Annotated in this window: 15 protein-coding genes; 6 read left to right on the top strand and 9 right to left on the bottom strand. The window is 41.7% G+C overall.

Annotation, left to right across the window (positions count from 1 at the left end):
• Together merA and AC1MEO_RS19310 are read left to right on the top strand one after the other, a co-directional pair.
• Positions 1 to 1,641: a mercury(II) reductase gene (gene merA, locus AC1MEO_RS19315; protein WP_191715283.1), complete on the top strand. Its 1,641-nt coding sequence runs from the start codon at positions 1 to 3 to the stop codon at positions 1,639 to 1,641.
• 145 nt (positions 1,642 to 1,786) lie between these two features.
• The gene (locus AC1MEO_RS19310) at positions 1,787 to 2,113 is read left to right on the top strand and encodes a YnfA family protein (RefSeq protein WP_480336171.1); all 327 of its coding nucleotides are present in this window, start codon (positions 1,787 to 1,789) and stop codon (positions 2,111 to 2,113) included.
• A gap of 161 nt (positions 2,114 to 2,274) precedes the next feature.
• Here AC1MEO_RS19310 and AC1MEO_RS19305 read toward each other — a convergent pair whose 3' ends face one another.
• The 4 genes from AC1MEO_RS19305 to AC1MEO_RS19290 all read right to left on the bottom strand — a co-directional run bounded on the left by AC1MEO_RS19305 (position 2,275) and on the right by AC1MEO_RS19290 (position 6,633).
• Positions 2,275 to 2,937, bottom strand: a complete 663-nt coding sequence (locus AC1MEO_RS19305; RefSeq protein ID WP_191715285.1) for a class I SAM-dependent methyltransferase — start codon at positions 2,935 to 2,937, stop codon at positions 2,275 to 2,277.
• 225 nt (positions 2,938 to 3,162) lie between these two features.
• Positions 3,163 to 5,583, bottom strand: coding sequence for a heavy metal translocating P-type ATPase (locus AC1MEO_RS19300; RefSeq protein ID WP_480336169.1), 2,421 nt, complete (start codon positions 5,581 to 5,583; stop codon positions 3,163 to 3,165).
• Positions 5,576 to 5,941: an ArsR/SmtB family transcription factor gene (locus AC1MEO_RS19295; RefSeq protein WP_101805598.1), complete on the bottom strand. Its 366-nt coding sequence runs from the start codon at positions 5,939 to 5,941 to the stop codon at positions 5,576 to 5,578. The genes AC1MEO_RS19300 and AC1MEO_RS19295 overlap by 8 nt, the downstream gene beginning before the upstream one ends.
• A gap of 80 nt (positions 5,942 to 6,021) precedes the next feature.
• Positions 6,022 to 6,633: a CadD family cadmium resistance transporter gene (locus AC1MEO_RS19290; protein WP_101192235.1), complete on the bottom strand. Its 612-nt coding sequence runs from the start codon at positions 6,631 to 6,633 to the stop codon at positions 6,022 to 6,024.
• A gap of 447 nt (positions 6,634 to 7,080) precedes the next feature.
• Between AC1MEO_RS19290 and AC1MEO_RS19285 the strand changes: the two genes are divergently transcribed.
• Positions 7,081 to 7,929, top strand: a complete 849-nt coding sequence (locus AC1MEO_RS19285; protein ID WP_101191820.1) for a cation diffusion facilitator family transporter — start codon at positions 7,081 to 7,083, stop codon at positions 7,927 to 7,929.
• 188 nt (positions 7,930 to 8,117) lie between these two features.
• On the opposite strand, the gene AC1MEO_RS19280 is transcribed toward AC1MEO_RS19285, so the two are convergent.
• From AC1MEO_RS19280 to AC1MEO_RS19270, 3 genes are all read right to left on the bottom strand, one after another.
• Positions 8,118 to 10,031, bottom strand: a complete 1,914-nt coding sequence (locus AC1MEO_RS19280) for a heavy metal translocating P-type ATPase (RefSeq protein ID WP_101191819.1) — start codon at positions 10,029 to 10,031, stop codon at positions 8,118 to 8,120.
• A 281-nt stretch (positions 10,032 to 10,312) separates the two neighbouring features.
• Positions 10,313 to 10,441, bottom strand: coding sequence for a transposase (locus AC1MEO_RS19275; RefSeq protein ID WP_101191818.1), 129 nt, complete (start codon positions 10,439 to 10,441; stop codon positions 10,313 to 10,315).
• A 464-nt stretch (positions 10,442 to 10,905) separates the two neighbouring features.
• Positions 10,906 to 11,238 (bottom strand): ArsR/SmtB family transcription factor, encoded by a 333-nt coding sequence (locus tag AC1MEO_RS19270; RefSeq protein ID WP_480336167.1) that lies wholly within the window; start codon positions 11,236 to 11,238, stop codon positions 10,906 to 10,908.
• 324 nt (positions 11,239 to 11,562) lie between these two features.
• Between AC1MEO_RS19270 and AC1MEO_RS19265 the strand changes: the two genes are divergently transcribed.
• Complete coding sequence (locus AC1MEO_RS19265; RefSeq protein WP_225218476.1) at positions 11,563 to 13,011, top strand: N-acetylmuramoyl-L-alanine amidase; 1,449 nt, start codon at positions 11,563 to 11,565, stop codon at positions 13,009 to 13,011.
• Positions 13,012 to 13,174: 163 nt separating this feature from the next.
• On the opposite strand, the gene AC1MEO_RS19260 is transcribed toward AC1MEO_RS19265, so the two are convergent.
• Positions 13,175 to 13,423 (bottom strand): hypothetical protein, encoded by a 249-nt coding sequence (locus AC1MEO_RS19260; protein WP_225218477.1) that lies wholly within the window; start codon positions 13,421 to 13,423, stop codon positions 13,175 to 13,177.
• 315 nt (positions 13,424 to 13,738) lie between these two features.
• Between AC1MEO_RS19260 and AC1MEO_RS19255 the strand changes: the two genes are divergently transcribed.
• Together AC1MEO_RS19255 and AC1MEO_RS19250 are read left to right on the top strand one after the other, a co-directional pair.
• The gene (locus AC1MEO_RS19255) at positions 13,739 to 15,226 is read left to right on the top strand and encodes an alpha-amylase family glycosyl hydrolase (RefSeq protein ID WP_427695046.1); all 1,488 of its coding nucleotides are present in this window, start codon (positions 13,739 to 13,741) and stop codon (positions 15,224 to 15,226) included.
• A 382-nt stretch (positions 15,227 to 15,608) separates the two neighbouring features.
• Positions 15,609 to 17,042: a murein hydrolase activator EnvC family protein gene (locus AC1MEO_RS19250; protein ID WP_427695047.1), complete on the top strand. Its 1,434-nt coding sequence runs from the start codon at positions 15,609 to 15,611 to the stop codon at positions 17,040 to 17,042.
• Positions 17,043 to 17,444: 402 nt separating this feature from the next.
• Here the strand turns inward: AC1MEO_RS19250 and AC1MEO_RS19245 are convergent, their stop codons facing one another.
• Positions 17,445 to 17,834: an ArsR/SmtB family transcription factor gene (locus AC1MEO_RS19245; protein ID WP_101805597.1), complete on the bottom strand. Its 390-nt coding sequence runs from the start codon at positions 17,832 to 17,834 to the stop codon at positions 17,445 to 17,447.
• Between the last annotated feature and the right edge of the window lie 176 nt (positions 17,835 to 18,010).

Genomic DNA, 18,010 nt, shown 5'->3' with positions numbered 1-18,010 from the left:
ATGAATAAATATCGAGTGGATGTCCAAGGGATGACCTGCACAGGATGCGAAGAACACATTGCAGTCGCGCTTGAAGCGATTGGCGCAAAAGAAATCCAAGCTGATTTTCGAAAAGGTGAAGCTATATTTGAACTGCCGGAAGACATGGAGGTTGAAAAGGCAAAAAAAGCAATTGCTGATGCCAAGTATCAGCCGGGAAAAGCAGAAGAAGTTCAAAAACCAAAAGCGATGCAACCGGATGAAGAAGGCGAGTATGACTACATCATCATCGGTTCCGGGGGCGCTGCCTTTTCTTCCGCCATCGAAGCTGTAAAACACGGGGCGAAAGTGGCGATGATCGAACGGGGAACGGTAGGCGGTACCTGTGTGAACATCGGCTGTGTTCCTTCCAAAACCTTATTACGGGCGGGAGAAATCAATCACTTGGCCAGGAATAACCCGTTTATCGGGCTGCATACCTCTGCGAATGAAGTGGATTTGGCTCCGCTGGTCAAACAGAAAGAGGAATTGGTAACGGATCTCCGGAACAAGAAATATGTCGATTTGATTGAAGACTACGGTTTTGAGTTGATCAAAGGGGAAGCCAGGTTTATAGATGAACATACTATTGAAGTGGATGGCCTGAAGCTATCTGCCAAACGGTTTCTGATTGCGACGGGGGCAGCTCCTGCTGTGCCAGCCATTTCGGGTCTGGAAGAAGTGGATTACCTGACCAGCACGACCTTATTGGAGTTAAAGAAAGTGCCGAAGCGCCTGACAATCATCGGTTCCGGCTATATTGGTGTGGAACTGGGCCAGCTATTTCACCACCTCGGATCCGAAGTCACGCTGATGCAAAGAAGTTCGCGTTTGTTCAAGGAATACGATCCGGAAATCTCGGAAGCCCTTACGAAAGCGTTGACCGCGCAAGGCATTCGGTTAGTGACCGATGCCTCGTATGAGCGGATTGAACAGGTCGGAGAGGTGAAAAAAGTTTACATCGAGGTGGACGGCCAGAGGCGGATCATTGAATCCGAACAACTGCTGATTGCAGCCGGCCGAACACCCAATACGGAAAGCTTGAACCTGCAGGCGGCGGGTGTTGAAACAGGGCGCCTTGGGGAAATTCGGATTGATGATTATGCCAAGACCTCCAATGAACGGATTTATGCAGCAGGTGATGTTACGCTCGGCCCTCAGTTTGTCTATGTCGCGGCTTATCAAGGGCGAGTGGCTGCTGGAAATGCGGTCGGTGGGCAGAAGGCAAAACTGGATTTGGCCATTGTGCCGGGTGTTACGTTTTCAGCGCCGGCGGTTGCCACCGTCGGTTTGACGGAGCAACAGGCAAAAGAAAGCGGCTATGACGTCATTACTTCCGTCTTGTCGTTGGAGGCCGTTCCGCGAGCGCAAGTGAACCGGGAAACGACCGGGGTATTCAAACTGGTGGCAGATGCGAAAACACGCAAGCTGCTGGGCGGGCATATCGTAGCGGAAAATGCTGGAGATGTTATCTATGCGGTGACGCTTGCTGTGAAATTCGGTTTGACCATTGAAAATCTTAGCGACACCCTTGCGCCGTATTTGACCATGGCGGAAGGGGTGAAATTGGCTGCTCTCACGTTCGACAAGGACGTTTCTCAACTGTCTTGCTGTGCCGGTTAAAAAGGGGTATACATTCATTATCTTAAACAAGTGAATTCTAATGGAAAATAGTATTCCCTAGTTGATATGGTTATGGTTAAGTAGATTGAAATCAGAAAAGAATCTATTTGCCAATAGAACTCAAAGGTTGAAGGGAGTATTGAAGTTGATTTATACGATTTTCTTATTTGTCATCGCAGGAATAGCTGAAATTGGTGGAGGGTATTTAATTTGGTTATGGCTGCGAGAAGGGAAGCCTGTATATTTAGGGATTTTTGGCGGCATCGCATTAGCCTTATACGGAATCATCGCGACTTTCCAATCGTTCTCTTCATTTGGCCGTATTTATGCTGCCTATGGAGGAGTTTTCATTATACTTTCCGTTTTATGGGGATGGGGAATTGATAAAAAGACCCCGGATCTCTATGACTGGATCGGGGCAGGTGTTTGTTTAGTTGGTGTTTCTGTGATTTTATGGGCTCCACGTGGATAATAAAATCTAATTGGTTTGCATACCAGCAATTAATAGGAGCTACATATTTCAATAAAGAAGGAACGGAATATTTATTCTAGCATCTGTCTCATTCTTAAGGTAAAAGCTTATACTAATACATATAGAGCTACCAGAAAAAAGACGCTTGAAAATCGAGCAATTTATGGCTTAAAAGCTCTGTATGCCCTTAATGTGCCAATCACGGTTGAAAATTGTCCCGTTTCTTCAATTGCAGCGAATCCGGTTTCTTTTAGGAGACTTGGAATAATGCCTTTGACATGAGGGGAAGTGGTCTCGAATCCGTCTAACAACTGGACGGGGAAAAATGCAACACGCATTAAACCGTTTTGCGGCTTCTCAAAATCAATAATATGGAATTGGCCGCCCGGTTTGAGTGTCCGGCGAACTTCCTCAAAAGTTTCCTTCTTCTTCTCCAGCGTCAAATGATGAATGAATAAACTGGTAAAGACATGATGAAACAGGTTACTAGAAAAGGGAAGCCGGTCAGAAAATCCTTCCTTGAAGCTAATGCCGTTAGTTTGATTTCTGTTGATTTTTTCTTTCGCAATTGCCACTATTTCCGGGTCTGCATCGACTCCAATCACTTGAACATGGGAGTGTGATTGCCGTATTAAGAGGACCAAGGTTCCTGTGCCGCAAGCCAGATCCATTACCACTTCCCCAGGTTGAAGGACTGCTTGATTGACCAAATGCATTTTAAGCTTTTTTTCCTGCATCCCCCATTGGATTAACGGATCATAGAACCGGGTCATCCAGCGGTATTTGAGTGCCGGGATATACGCTTTGTTTTTATCTGCCTTCATGAAGTTCGCATCCTTTCAATTAAGTGGATTTTTGTTCCGAATAAATCCGGTTTGAAAAAATAGGGAAATCGCCAACTTATTTGATTTATCATCACTTCAGAAAGTCAGAGATACTCTTCTAAAATCCATACCCTTTATCTTGAGGAGTAATAAAAGAATGTTTCAGATTCGTCATACTATGTAGTTCAGAAAAGAGCTTTCCATTTGGCTGGAAAGCTCTTTTCGTTACTCTTTTACGCGCATCAGCCGTAAGCTGTTGAGCGCGACCAGAAGGGTAGCACCCATGTCTGACATAATGGCGATCCACAGGGTCAGCCAGCCCGGAATGACCAACAGCAACGCAATCACTTTGATGCCGATTGCGAATGCAATGTTCGCTTTGATGATGTTCAGGGATTTCCGGCTCAACTTCACCGTGAACGGCAGTTTGCTCAAATCATCGCCCATCAAGACCACATCAGCGGTCTCCATCGCGGTATCGGTTCCAGCACCGCCCATGGCAATTCCGACAGTAGAAGCAGCGAGTGCCGGAGCATCGTTCACGCCGTCTCCAATCATCGCGACGTTGCCGTATTCAGCTCGTAAACGTTTGATGAAATTCAATTTATCCTCCGGCATCAGTTCGGCCTGGATTTCGGTGACGCCGATTTGCTGGCCAATGGCCTGACCGGTACCTTTGTTGTCACCGGTCAGCATGATTGTCTTCTTGATGCCCATTTGATGCAGCTTCTGGATGACTTCCTTGCTGGATTCACGGACTTCATCTGCCACGGCAATGACCGCCAGGATATTTTGTTCCGTTCCGATGATCATCGCCGTCTTGCCCTGATTTTGAAGAGTTGTAACGTTTTGTTCCAAGTTCTTATCGGCACTTGCAGCGCCCAGCTCATTGAAGAGAATCGGGCTGCCGATGTAGTACGTAATCCCTTCGACAGTTCCCTTAATCCCTTTGCCGGTAATGGAAGAGAAGTCCTCGACCAAGACCGAAGAATAAGAAATGTTTTCTGCGTCCGCTTTTTTCATAATGGCCGAAGCAAGAGGGTGCTGTGAGCGATACTCCAGCGCTGTGACGATGGAAAGCAGTTCTTTTTCATTGAGATCCTTGTTCAATACCTCAAAGTCCGTGACGACGGGAACCCCTTTGGTCAGGGTGCCGGTCTTGTCAAACGCAATCGCTTTGATGGCGCCCATTTCTTCCAGGTACACGCCGCCTTTTACCAGAACGCCTTTTTTCGCTGCGTTGCCAATCGCGGATACAATCGAAATTGGAGTCGAAATGACCAATGCACACGGACAACCTACGACTAGCACAGCCAGCCCTTGGTAGACCCAGGTTTCCCAGCTGGCGTCAAACAAGAGGGGAGGGACAATGGCCACGAGTGCGGCAACGGCCATGATGATCGGTGTATAATATTTGGCGAATTTATCGACAAACGCCTGTGAAGGAGCGCGTTCGCCTTGCGCTTCCTCGACCAGGTGAATGATTTTCGCAATGGTCGTGTCTTCGACCAGTTTGGTGATTTTAACTTCCAGCAGACCTTCTTCATTCAGCGTGCCGGCGAAGACTTCATCATCCACCGTTTTGGCGACGGGCACGGATTCACCGGTAATCGTTGCCTGATTGACTGCCGAGTAGCCGTTGACCACCATACCGTCCATCGCAATCTTTTGCCCGGGTTTGACGATCATGATATCCCCGACGGCAATGTCGTCCACCGAAATCAACTGTTCTTGTCCATTTCGACGAACCAGTGCCTCTTTCGGGGCAATGTCCATCAACGAACGGATGGATTGTCGGGCCCGGTCCATGGAAAAGCGTTCCAATGCTTCACTGATGGCGAAGAGAATCACCACGATGGACGCTTCCGCCCATTCGCCGATAAAGGCCGCCCCGATGACGGCAACCGTCATGAGTGTCTTCATATCGAAATCCAAGCGTATTAAATTCTGGAAACCGACTTTAAAGAGCGAGTATCCGCCAATAACAATCGCTGCCACGAACAGGAGGGACGTCATCAAGTTTTCTTCCCCGTTGACGAACTGGGAAATGTATCCGAAGACAATTAACAGGGTGGAGTAGAGCAAGACGTTGTACTTTTGATAGAACGGCACTTTTTTCTCTTTTATAGCTGTCGCTTTATCGGTTTCCGTTTTCGAACCAGCTTGCCGACTTGTGATTTCAGGAGCGACCTTCAAGTTTTCAAAAGCACCGGCTTTTTCCAATTCTTCAACCGAGGCCGCCCCGTAAACGGAAATTTTCGAGGCCCCAAAATTCACTTTTGCATCTTGGACTCCGGGGATTTTCTTGACGTTGCTCTCAAATTTCCCTGCGCAGTTCGCACACGAAAAGCCTTCCACACGGAAGACGTTTTTGTCTTCGACTGCCACGTTCACTTCAGGAGCCGCCTGGCGTTTCGGTTTTTCCGGTGCCACTTTCAAATTCTCGAAAGCGCCGGCTTTTTCCAGTTCCTCGACAGTCGCCTCGCCGTAAACGGAAATTTTAGAAGCGCCGAAATTCACTTTCGCATCTTCCACACCGGGAATTTTTTTGACGTTCTTTTCGAACTTCCCGGCACAGTTGGCACAAGAAAATCCCTCAACACGATAGACAGCTTTTTCCTCTTCTATCTTTGCTTTCTCAACCAACTTCAACAACCCCCTTCTGATGAGCGAAGGCCACTTGAATCAGATGTTTCACATGTGCATCATCCAACGAATAATAGACCAATTTTCCTTCTTTGCGGTATTTTGCTAATCCCATATTTTTTAGCAATCGTAGGTGATAGGAGGCGGTGGCCGTAGAAGAGCCGATGATATTGGCTACGTCGCAAACACAGAGTTTGTCCTCCAGCGATAAGGCATAAGCGATTTTGATTCTCGTATCGTCGGACAATGCCTTGAAAATTTTCGCCACTTCCAACGGATTTTGTTCTGCCAGCTGTTGCTGGACTCTTTCCACCTTTTCCTCGTCTACACAGACCACATCACAAATATCTTTTGCCAATTTCTTTCACTCCTTTTTCTGACTCGCTGTTTTACAGCAGTCTTTCTCTTCTATAGAAACAAAGAGCATTAAAAACCAATTCAGTTCATCAAACTCCAAAGGAAACGGAATGTCCCATTCTCCACCAGGATCATAATGCCCAATCCAATAAAGACAACCGGCACAATCCAACGTTCCCACTTTTCGATTGTTTCAGAGACAGCTTTAACGGATGCCAAACGGTAGCTAAGATAACACAAGACGGCGACCATGACGGCAAAGACAACCAGCATCACAACGGTTTCACTCAAGTTCAAGGTTGAAAAGTAGGGTATGTAAACGCCGATGTTGTCGCCGCCGGCCGCCAGTGTAATGACCGTGACGGTTACAAACAAGCGATTGGACTTTCCGGAAGATAAGCGGGATAAGATATCCTCTTCATCATTTTCTTCTTCTTTCAACCACACTTTAATTCCCAGATAAATCGGAATGAGTCCGAGTAGCCCGACCCAATGTTCTGGCACGAGGGCAAGGCCGTATGCAGCCAACAGACTGACGCCCACCAATATGGCTGTTCCCAGATATTGACCGATGACAATGGACTTTAACTGACCCTTTTTCATCGTCTGCGAAAACAGGATCAGCAAAATGATGACATAATCAATGCTGGTCGCAACGTAAGCTGCAACAGCGGAAAAAATCGTCGTAATCAGCACCACCAACTCCTTTATGGATACTAGAGCCAACTAATATCCTTCTAATAGTTAAACATTCAAACGAACGTTTGATTAATGCAAGTGTACAAATATTTCGCTAGATTGTCAATGATACATTCAAATGATTGTTTTAATATTTGAACATGCTTGTTAGAATGAACGAAGCAATAGATTTTACGATTATGAATACATTACGTGACGAATGGAAAACACCACCTGTAATCTATGGCAAATCAGTAGTGATAGGAAAACAAGTTGAATATTAATTTAGCCATTGAGTAAGCACGACCACATGAACGATTGGCCACTTATTAATGTTATGCATATTTTGATGTTTCCGGGGAATAGATGACTAAAGGACAGATGATTCTGCTGTGCATTTAGAATCCACGTAATTTTTCTAAAATCGAAACTAAAACAGGAGTCAGGGAAAGGGGACGTATCATGGCAAAAGCTCATAAATCCACCAAGAATATCAAGTTGGCTTTCATGATCAACCTTCTATTTTCAATAGGAGAACTCATTGGCGGCTTTTTAATTAACAGTGTCGCAATCATGTCTGATGCTATTCATGATCTAGGAGACGCTATTGCTTTAGGGATTTCTTGGTTTCTACAAAACTTTTCAAATAAAGAAGGGGATGAGAAGTTTTCGTTCGGCTATAAACGTTTTTCCCTTTTGGGCGCATTAATCAATGCAGCTGTTTTGATTGCTGGCTCTATTTATATTTTTACTCAGGCTATCCCTTTGCTGTTTAATCCGGAACATTCCAATGCCCAAGGGATGATTTGGTTTGCCATTGTAGGCGTTCTTTTAAATGGTTATGCAGCTTTCAAGTTACATAAAGGAAAATCAGTAAATGAAGGAGTCCTGTCCTGGCATATGCTCGAAGATGTTTTAGGATGGGTGGCAGTACTGATTGTCGGCATTGTTCTGCTGTTCAAGGATATTCATATCCTCGACCCGATTTTATCCCTGGCAATTGCCCTGTTTATTTTAGTGAACGTTGTGCGCAATCTTACTAAAACCATGAAAATTCTGTTAGAAGGCGTGCCCGAAGGAATTGATATAGAAGAAATACAGGCGAAAATCGAGAAAATTCCAGGGGTATTGTCTGTCGGGGATTTAAATATTTGGTCGATCGACGGAGAAGAGAATGCACTGAATCTACATCTTTCTGTTGAGGGAGATAACCTTGCGGATTCAGCCGCTATAAAAGAAAAAGTAAGAAAGGCTACTTCCGACCTGAGGATTGTCCATTCCGCCATTGAATTGGAATGGAAAGACCGCTAATAACCTTCCTTTTAGTGCGTATGATTTCTAAGGGAACTTTCAATAGCTTTCTAGGAGTTGCTTAAGTAAAAGAGAGAAAAGGGCAAATTTAAAAGCCTCTTTTCTCTCTTTTGGTCTGTATAAGTTTGTAAAAAAGTACTTTTACAAACACTTTATAGTAATCCTATTTTAAAAAAGTCTGGACCAGATTATCTAGATCTTAACAAACGAAGCCCATTGAGAATTACAACCAATGTACTTCCTTCATGAATAATGACGCTGATTGCTATATCCGTTAATCCTAATAAGGTAACGATAATTAGAAATGCTACAACTGTCATTGAGAAAATAATATTTTGCCAAATAACACGATTCATTTTTAAGGAAATCTGATGAGCTTTTACTAATTTGGATAAATCGTTTTTCATTAAAACTAGATCAGATACATCTACTGCAACATCCGTACCATCTCCCATAGCAATTCCGACATCTGCTTTCACAAGAGCAGGTGCGTCATTTACACCATCGCCCACCATAGCGGTTATGCCATAGTTTTCTTTTTGTTGATCTATAATATTAGATTTGTCTTCCGGCATAACATTAGCGATAACTTCATCCAGTCCTAACTGTTCAGCAACCGCCTTCCCGGTCATTTCAGAATCACCAGTAATTAAAGTAGTGTGTATACCTAGTTTTTTAAAATACTCAATAGTTTCTTTCGCATGTTCACTTGGAATATCCATTAGCCCAATCAGACCAATCACTTCTTCATCTTCTGCTACATATACGACTGTCTTACCTTCTGACGCCCATTCACTATTTAAATGAATATATTCATCTGAAACACCGTCAAAAGAAGTCGGCTTTCCTATTCGATAATTTTTACCTTTGTAATCTCCTGTCAATCCTCTACCAATCTGATTTTCTACTTCAATAGCTAGTTTATTTTTTTGTTCAAACTTTCTTAGAATAGCATCTGCTAAGGGGTGGTTGGATTCCTTTTCAAGAGCCACTACGATATCAATAATATTTTCTTCGTTTACAGAATTAGTAAAATAATAATTGGTTACTTCAGGTTTTCCTTTCGTTAAGGTTCCCGTTTTATCAAAGGCAATTGCTTGAATCCCGGCTAATTGAGACAAATATGAACTTCCTTTTGAAAGTACGCCTCTTTTAGCTAGGTTTGAAGTGGCTGACAAAGTTACGGATACGGTAGCTGCAGCTAGAGCACACGGTGAAGCTGCGACTAGAAGAACTAATCCTCTATAAGTACTTTGTGACCAAGTCCAATCCAAAATCATAGGAGTGAGTATAATGAAGAGCGGTATTGCCATTAAAACAACTGTAACGTATTTCGGTTCAAATTTCTGGATAATACTGGCGGCTTTTGTTTGATTATTTTGATTTTGATTGACTAGTTGTAAGATTTTTGAAAAGACAGTATCTTTATTTTCTTTTGAGACTTCCATTGTGAAAGTTCCTGTTCCATTAATCGTACTCCCAAAAACCACGTCTCCTTTTGATTTTTCTTTAGGGATACTTTCTCCATTGATAGAAGATTCATCAATGGAGGTATTTCCAGATAAAATGACTCCGTCAATGGGTACTTGATCTCCATTCAATACTTGGAGCCGATCTCCCACTTTTAATTCATTAACATCAACAATCTTTGTATTGCCATCAGAAATGATCAATCTGGCAGTCGTTGGATTCAGTTTAAGTAATTTTGTGATTTCTCGTTTGCTTCTACCTTCAGCATAATCTTCTAAAAAATGCGCACCAGAAAATATGAGAATCAGCAACGTTCCTTCCCAAAAATTCCCTATCAGTGAAGCACCAAGTGCAGCTAATCCCATTAAAATGTGGGAATTAGGTGTAAATTTATTTTTGGCTTTTGTATTTTCAACTGTTTCTCCAATTCCTTCAAGAAGAATGACATGATAGCCCGCACTAATTGTTGCAATTGAAAATAAAATGTTCTTAGTAATTGTATACTCTCCATTTAAAAATAAAGCAATAAGCGCTAGGGCTAAACCAATGAAGTACAAAATAATGGGCATCTTTCCGTGATCATGGTCATGGTTATGTGTTTCATGAGATTGTTGTTCTTTAACTGTCTCCATTTCTATCACCTCTTTAAATGTAGTCTCTTTGGTTTTCGTACACTTATTGTTTGTGTCCATAAATTTTGTGGACTTATTCCCTCTAAACTAAAAAAAGTGGCGTGTAATATCATCTATATAAGTTGAATTAATGTTTACTAATCTAACGCACAACCGATCAATCGTTTCTTTTTTCGGCGCATGACGTCCTGAAGAAACGCACTGATAGCCAGAATAATTTTCTGGACGTTGCCAAAGAATACATTGTTAATGACTGTTTCCTTTAACTATTTCCAGACACCTTACATTAACATTATGTTCAATATGGGACTACACGGAGGCAAAAAGACCATTTGAGGGCGACATCGATTTTCTTCCAAGAATGGCTGAATCAATTTGGCGTGGTGAATCCTAGCGTTGTCTAGAATCATGACAATTTTACCCGTTGATTAAATCGCTCAGATTCTCGAGAGGAAACGTAGAAAAGCATGGGCATTATACTATTCTTCTTCGATGCAGAAAATTGCACCGGTCTCATAATCCGCCGTACCAATCAGCTTCACGCCCTTATGCTGGCCATAGGTGGGAATGAGTCGCTGTTTTCCTTTGAGGAACCAGGTACCGGTCTTGGTAATCACGAATCATCTTCAAATACAGGTGATCAATCTCACCGTCTATCAATTTTTTTAAATGTTGGAAAGGTCTCTTAAACTAAAGTGTCTGGCTTTTTGGGATCCGATTTTTGAAGTGTATAAGTCGGTCGTGTATAACTTAATCCCATTGAATGCAGGAGATTGGAAGCATCTTTTTGTAATCGGTTATGATCATGTGCCATTTTTTTTACTCCTTTCAACGCATAGGATGTCCAGCTGTGAATCTTGTAATTAAACGTTTTTCAATGATGGATCGCGTGTTCAATGGCCTGCTTTAAAAGATTCATGACATGATTATCGTCTTCCGAATAGTAGAGTGTGGTTCCAGCTCTACGATATTTCACTAATCGCAACTGTTTCAGAAAACGCAGTTGATGCGACACCGTGGATTGCCCCAAATTCAACTTTTCTGCCAGGTCATTGACGGAGTATTCACCGGAACACAGCAGATTCAAAATGCGAATTCGAGTAGGGTCACTTAATGCTTTAAATGTTTGGGAGACGACAAAGAGGGTTTCTTCATCTAACCGGCTACTCGTGACGGAAACTTCTTTTTTTTCAAAATCCATACTCATCTTCTAAAGACCTCCAAAGATATATTTTAACCTTATAATCAATATATGAGCATATGTTCATATATTGATTATAAGGTTTTCTTTTATTAATTGTCAAGTATATTCCCAGAGTATTCTTTTTAGCTTAAAATTATCGAATTGCACCCGTATAACCAGCTGAATCTCATTGGAAAAGCCAAATCTCTATAACGAAATGTATCTTTCTGCCCAGGTGTTCCGATTAAAATGAAAAAATAAAATAAAAATTAAATATAATGTCAGATGTGTATTCAAGTAGAAACAGTTTAAAGTATATTGTAGGTATAAAATAGGAGGTATTATGAGTTGAAAAAATGGATAATAATGCTTTTAATGATTTTGCTAGTCTCGATATACACGCCAAAAAGTTATGCAAATACAAATCTCACTTTCGTAGACGTAGCTAATCATCGAGCTCAAGCTGAAATCTCGTATCTCGTGACTCGTGGTTTTGTCCACGGGGTAACGGCAACAACTTTTGTGCCTAACCGACAGGTAACCCGAGGTGAAGCAGCCGCTATGCTCGGCAGAGCACTAGGGTTAAGTGGAGTTAAAAGAAATACCAAATTCTCTGACGTAAGAGTAGGCAACTTCGCTTCAGGGTATGTGGATGAATTAGTTCGGAAAGGGATAATATCAGGTTATCCCGATGGCTCGTTTCAACCATATAAAGTTCTATCTCGTGGAGAGATGGCTCTTCTGATAAATAGGAGTTTTAATTTGGGTGGAATCAGTATCTCTACTTCGGTGGACAACTTAATGCGAAAAGGAATTGCACAAGGCTTTCCTGATGGCAGTTTTCGAACGGACGAGACCATCATTCGAGCAGACTTTGCAATTTTTTTGGCAAGAAGCTTAAATGAAAATTTCAGAGTTAAACCGGAGGGTGTTTCATTTAGCAAGACAATGTATGTTAATACAGGTGCTGATGCTTTAAATATGCGTTCTGGTCCCAGCACTTCGGATAAAGTAATAAGCAGTTTGAAACATGGAACAACCGTTAATGTCGCTTCATCAAAAAATGGCTGGTCACATGTTCAGGTGAATGGTGTTATTGGTTACGTCAGTACAAATTATCTTGTAGCTTTAAAGCCAACTGTTCCAGCGCCAGTTTCCACTTCCCTAGGAACGAGTGATTTGAAAGTTATTATAGATCCCGGTCATGGAGGGACAGATCCGGGATCCGTCGCTAATGGTTTTCAAGAAAAGATGATTACTCTAAATGTCGGAAAACACATGAAAAATTATTTTGATCAAACACCGATTGCTACTACAATGACACGCAGTACCGACGTTTTCATTGAGTTAAGTGACCGTGCTAAGGCAGCAGCAAAAAATGATGGAGATGTTTTTGTTAGCATTCATACCAATAAATTTAATGGCGAAGTAAACGGACAAGAAACCTTTTACTATGCGAAAACAACAGCGACAAATCCGAACGTCCAAGAGTCACGTGCGCTTTCCATTTATCTGCAGGCACGCATGCAAGAAGCGTGGAAGTTGACCAATCGTCAAGTTAAAGTAGGGAATTTAGCCGTGCTGCGTGAAAACACAGTTCCTGCCTCCCTAACTGAAATAGGATTTATCGATAATTCGAAGGATCTTCAATTTATAAAATCGGAGTTGGAGCGTCAAAGAATGGGGAAAGCGTTATTTCTCGGTACACTGGACTATTTTTACCATTATGAAAAACGAACTGATGTATTGCCATACTACAAAAAAGCTGGAGCTTCGCTCAGCAAAAAGCTGCATTGAGCTACAACTATTTTTAAGTACTGCTTCTGTAATGAAGGAAAAGATTGAATATCTTGTATTTGAATAATTTTCAGCATTTTTCGCCAACTCTTTTTAATGGAGAAGGATGAGTTTTATATGAATTTACCGTTTGTCCTGTTCGGATTCGAAAGAAATTCTGTCATTAAGTTTTTTTAAAACTGTTTTTAGTTTCAGCAAGTTGTTTAACTAGTTGTTGGTGGTAAAACACTTTTGACCAAAGGTAAATAGCCAGTCCAATAAGCAAAATGGGCATTTGCCATCCCGTTTTATCATTCAAAACAAAATCATAAAGGGCCCAAACAAAGAGAGCCACACTATAAAAGAGGAATCCGTATGTTGAGGATCTCTCTTTTTTTTGTTTTCTTTTGTTCTCTTTTTTCGTTGCTGTCATCTTTTTCCTCCCTCACTTCTTCTGTTTAGGTATTTTTACTAACTGAACTTATCTCGTCAGGTAACTCTAACTCTAATGGATTTAGGCGATTAATCAACTAAGTAATAAGGCAATTCTATGAAAAAAGATATGTGCATTGGTACTGAACTGGATGGGGAATCAACCATGAAGCAAACATCTTTCTTCACAGTTTCGACGAAACTAAGCTAGAGATACTTGATTTTTGATAATATTGCATAGTAGCGATGCCTGCTGTTTGATAAACTAGACCGGACGTAAGGAAATCGATGAGTTTTACCGAAGGAGGAAGTTGGATTGAAAGCAAAGTGGTTTTTAGCAATTATAACTGGAATTTTATTAGTGAGCTTAGTAACTCCAGCAGCAGCAAATGAAAAGAACTCATTGCAAGATGAAATTATATACGATTTGTTAGTCGATCGTTACTTCAACAAAGTTATACAGAATGATTACGAAGTGGACTCGCGGGATTTAACCGCATTCAATGGTGGCGATTTTAAAGGGTTGGCCAGCGAAATGCAGTACATCAAAGACATGGGCTTTACAATGGTATCGATTGGTCCGGTATTTTCCACTGCTACTTATGATGGGAAAGAAGTAATCGACTATCAACAGTTTGAACGCCATTTTGGTACAAAGGAAGAATTTCAAGAGGCCATTGATAGCATCCATGAATTGGATATGAAAGTCATGATCGATCTTCCGACTCAACGGGTCAGCAAAGAACACGTATGGAACAAAGAGAATCCGGAGTGGTTCTCTGAAAATGAAGATGGAACGATGGCACTGGATACAACAAATCCGGAAGCTCAAAGAAAATTAATTGATTGGTTCAGTGAATTTGTCGAAGAATATGAAATAGATGGAATTCGCCTACAAACCGCAGATCAATTGGATCAAGATTTTATTAGTCAATTTTCAGAAACCATGAAAAGTATTCGGGGTGTCTATATCATAAGCGACTTAGAAATGGGACCTCAATCCGGACTGGATGCGGTTGTAAAGCCTGGTATAGAAGAGGATTTGCGAAGCAGTTATAAAAATTTCGATCCCCTTTCAACAACTTCTCCGGACTTTGAAGAGACGGCTGAGGGCCAATTAACTCGAGTGGATTCTCTTTTAAGCAATCGCTTTACATCTGACATCGTGGCAGTGAGAGGGTTTCCCCCAACGAGATGGAACTTATTGATGTTTCAGTTATTGACCATGCCCGGAATCCCGATTGTTCAATACGGCTCCGAGATTGCTATGAACGGAAGTGCCCCCCCTGAATCTCACTCAATTTTAAATATGGGGGTAGACGAAGAACTGATTGACCATATTATAAGTTTGACTTCGCTTCGGAATCAATCAGAAGCACTTCGGACAGGAGAAACGGAAGTTTTGCATGAAAAAGATGGCTGGCTTGTCTATAAACGGTCCAATGAGGAGGAGTCATGGATTATCGCCATAAATAATTCCTCTTCGACCAAGAGTTTAACGTTGCCAGCTGAAGTAATTGGTGATGACAAAGAAATGCGTGGATTGTTTGAAAATCACGTGGTTCGTCAGAATGACGATGGCACTTACCAAATCACATTGGATCGTGAGTTAGGGGAAGCCTTCAATGTCATCGAACAAAAGGGATTTAATAAAGCCTATATTGCTGCCTTAATTCTTCTCTATACGCTGTTTATAAGTTTTCTTGTGTTGGCTTGGCGTAGAGGACGAAAACGGAACTTAGCTAAAGGAAATAAATCAAAGAATAGTGATGTTGAAGAATTCCCAAAACCTAACCATGGGTGAAACGAATTTCACATGTCAACGCCCAAATTTTGTTATAAGAGTAATGATAGTAAATAAGCATACAAGTAAGCAATCCGACTTATATTTATGAGTCGGATTTTTCTATCCCCTAATATTTTCAAGTAAAAATGTTAAATTGTTATTATTTTAAACCAAAATGAAATGTGACTGTAACAAACCAAGTCATATGAGGTGTTACAATAACAGAGCCGGAATTTATAGAGAACTAAAAATAGTGATATTAAACTAGGTTTTAAAACTCATGAAGTTAACTGATAGCTACTTAGTAAATGACTTTAACGGATGTACACGCATATTTTAATTTTTATAAATAGAACGATATAGAGAGAAATGAAGTGGGATTTGAAAGGGGAAACGAAACATGATATCGAAATGGATGTTGACTGGTTTGACTTCTGTGTTGGCTTTATCAATGCTAGTACCAACAGCAAGTGCTGATACACTAAGTGAACTAGAACAAAAGAAACAGCAAGTTGAACAGAGGCAAGGCGAATTAAACTCTGGAATCAACGAAAAGTCGAATGAAATATCTAAAAATAAGTCCACATTGGAAGAAATCATGGCACAAATTCAGGTACTTGATGCTAAAATTCAAGAAACTGGAGCGAAAATCGCTAGCGTTGAAGGCACTATTGCACAAACAAAAGAGGAAATTGAAGAATTAAAGGCTTCAATTGTTGAACTTGAGCAAAAAATTGCTGAACGTACGGAATTACTACAAGAACGGGCACGTGCCATCCAATTAAGTGGAGGCTCGGTGGATTACATAGATGTATTACTTGGCGCAAACAGCTTTGTTGATTTCATCGACCGTTTTTCAGCCGTGAATACGTTAATCGAAGCAGACCGTAACATCATGCGTGAACAGGCGGCAGACAAAGAATTGCTGGCTGAGCAAAAAGCACAAGTTGAAACAAAACTTGCTGAGCAAGAAGAACGTCGCGCAGAGTTAGAAACTCTTAAATCTTCACTTGATGGGCAAAAAGCGGAGCAAGCAGGTCTTGGGAGAGAATTACAAGCTGAACAAGAACGTTTAGCAAGTGAGAAATCCAATTTAGAGGGTCAGCGTGCTGAAGCTCTGGACATCAGTGCGGAACTGGAAACACAAATTGTGAATGAACAGAAGCGTCTTGCAGAAGTGGCAAGAAAAGCTGAAGAAGAACGTCAGCGCAAGTTGGCAGCAGAACGAAAAGCTGCGGCTGAACAGGCGGCGGCTGAACAACAAGCAGCTGAAGAAGCAGCTGCCGCGAGACAAGCTGAAGAAGAACGAAAAGCTGCGGCTGAGAGCAGTACAAAATCAGCAGCTGTAAAAACACCGAGCGTGGAAAAATCCGTAGAAGCGAATGCACCAGCCAGTGAGTATGAAGCTCCTGCAGCAGCTTCGGGGTCTCCGTTTATCCGACCAGCAGCAGGCAGAAACACCTCTAATTTTGGATGGCGTGATATTGGAGATGGACCTGAATTTACCGCAGGCATGGACATTGCTAATGTTCCAGGTACACAGGTAATGGCAGCAGCCAACGGCTACGTTTCAAGTGCTGGTACGATGGGCGGACTAGGTAATGCCGTTGTCATTACACATTCAGTCAATGGGCAAACGATGACGACGGTATATGGCCATTTGAACTCGATTGACGTTTCTACTGGTCAGGCAGTATCTCAGGGACAACGAATTGGTGGCATGGGGAATACCGGGCGTTCGACCGGACCACATCTACATTTCGAAACACATATCGGCATCTGGAACGGTTCAAGTTCCAATGCAGTTGATCCACGAAATTATATTGGATCTTAACAAAAACAGCCGACATCCCAAGAGATGTCGGCTGTTTCTTTATTTCATTTTCTCTTTAAGTTATCTTCTTAATATTTATTCTTCATCAGTCGAAGAGAGTTCAATACGACAATTAATGTGGTGCTCATGTCAGCGAAGATAGCCATCCAAAGAGTGAGCAACCCTGGGATGATTAAAAGCAACGCCAGTATTTTCAATCCTAGTGCAAAGGCACCGTTTCGAAAAAAAGGGTCAAATGATTTTCTCACTTTTTCCAACTGTTCATATAGAGGCTTCACCGGCAACTGAGATTTTCGAAGCGCCGCAATTCAACTGAACATCTTGAACAGAAAGAATGTTCCGAATGTTTTTCTCGAATTTTGCCGTACAGATTACGCATTTGATAACCATTCGTTTCTTTGCTCATTTGTATCGATCCTCTTTGGCGTGCTCCAACGCAATGCGTACCAGTTGCTTTACGTGATCATCTGTCAGTGAGTAAAAGACCAATTTCCCTCTTTTTTCATATTTCGCTAAGCCCATATTTCGTAAATAGCGAAGATGATGAGAGGCTGTGGCCGTTGTAGTCTCGAGAATATTGGCGACATCACATACACATAGTTCCTTTTCCAGCGTTAACGCATAGGTGATCTTTAAGCGCGTTGCATCCGAAAGTGCTTTGAAAAGCAATTCAACTCCACTGATTCCAACGAGCTTGGGCTGAATTCGCTCAATCACTTCTTCGTCATAGCAAAAGGTTTGGCAAGTATCTTGTTTTGTTCCAACTTTAACTTTGATTTTTATTTCATCCATGGTTCCACCTCATTCAAATGTTCGTTTGATTATGTCCAGTGTAGGAAAAATTCGAAACTTTGTCAATCTTATATTCAAACGATTGTTTAAATGTTGTTGTTCGCCTGTTAGAATGAATGGGGAATAAAAAGAAAAAGTGCTGTAAAAGCATCAGTTTTACAAGAAAAAAGTTACGA

It is taken from the genome of Planococcus sp. BI3, assembly GCF_056680115.1.
This window is presented reverse-complemented; position numbering and strand designations above follow the sequence as displayed.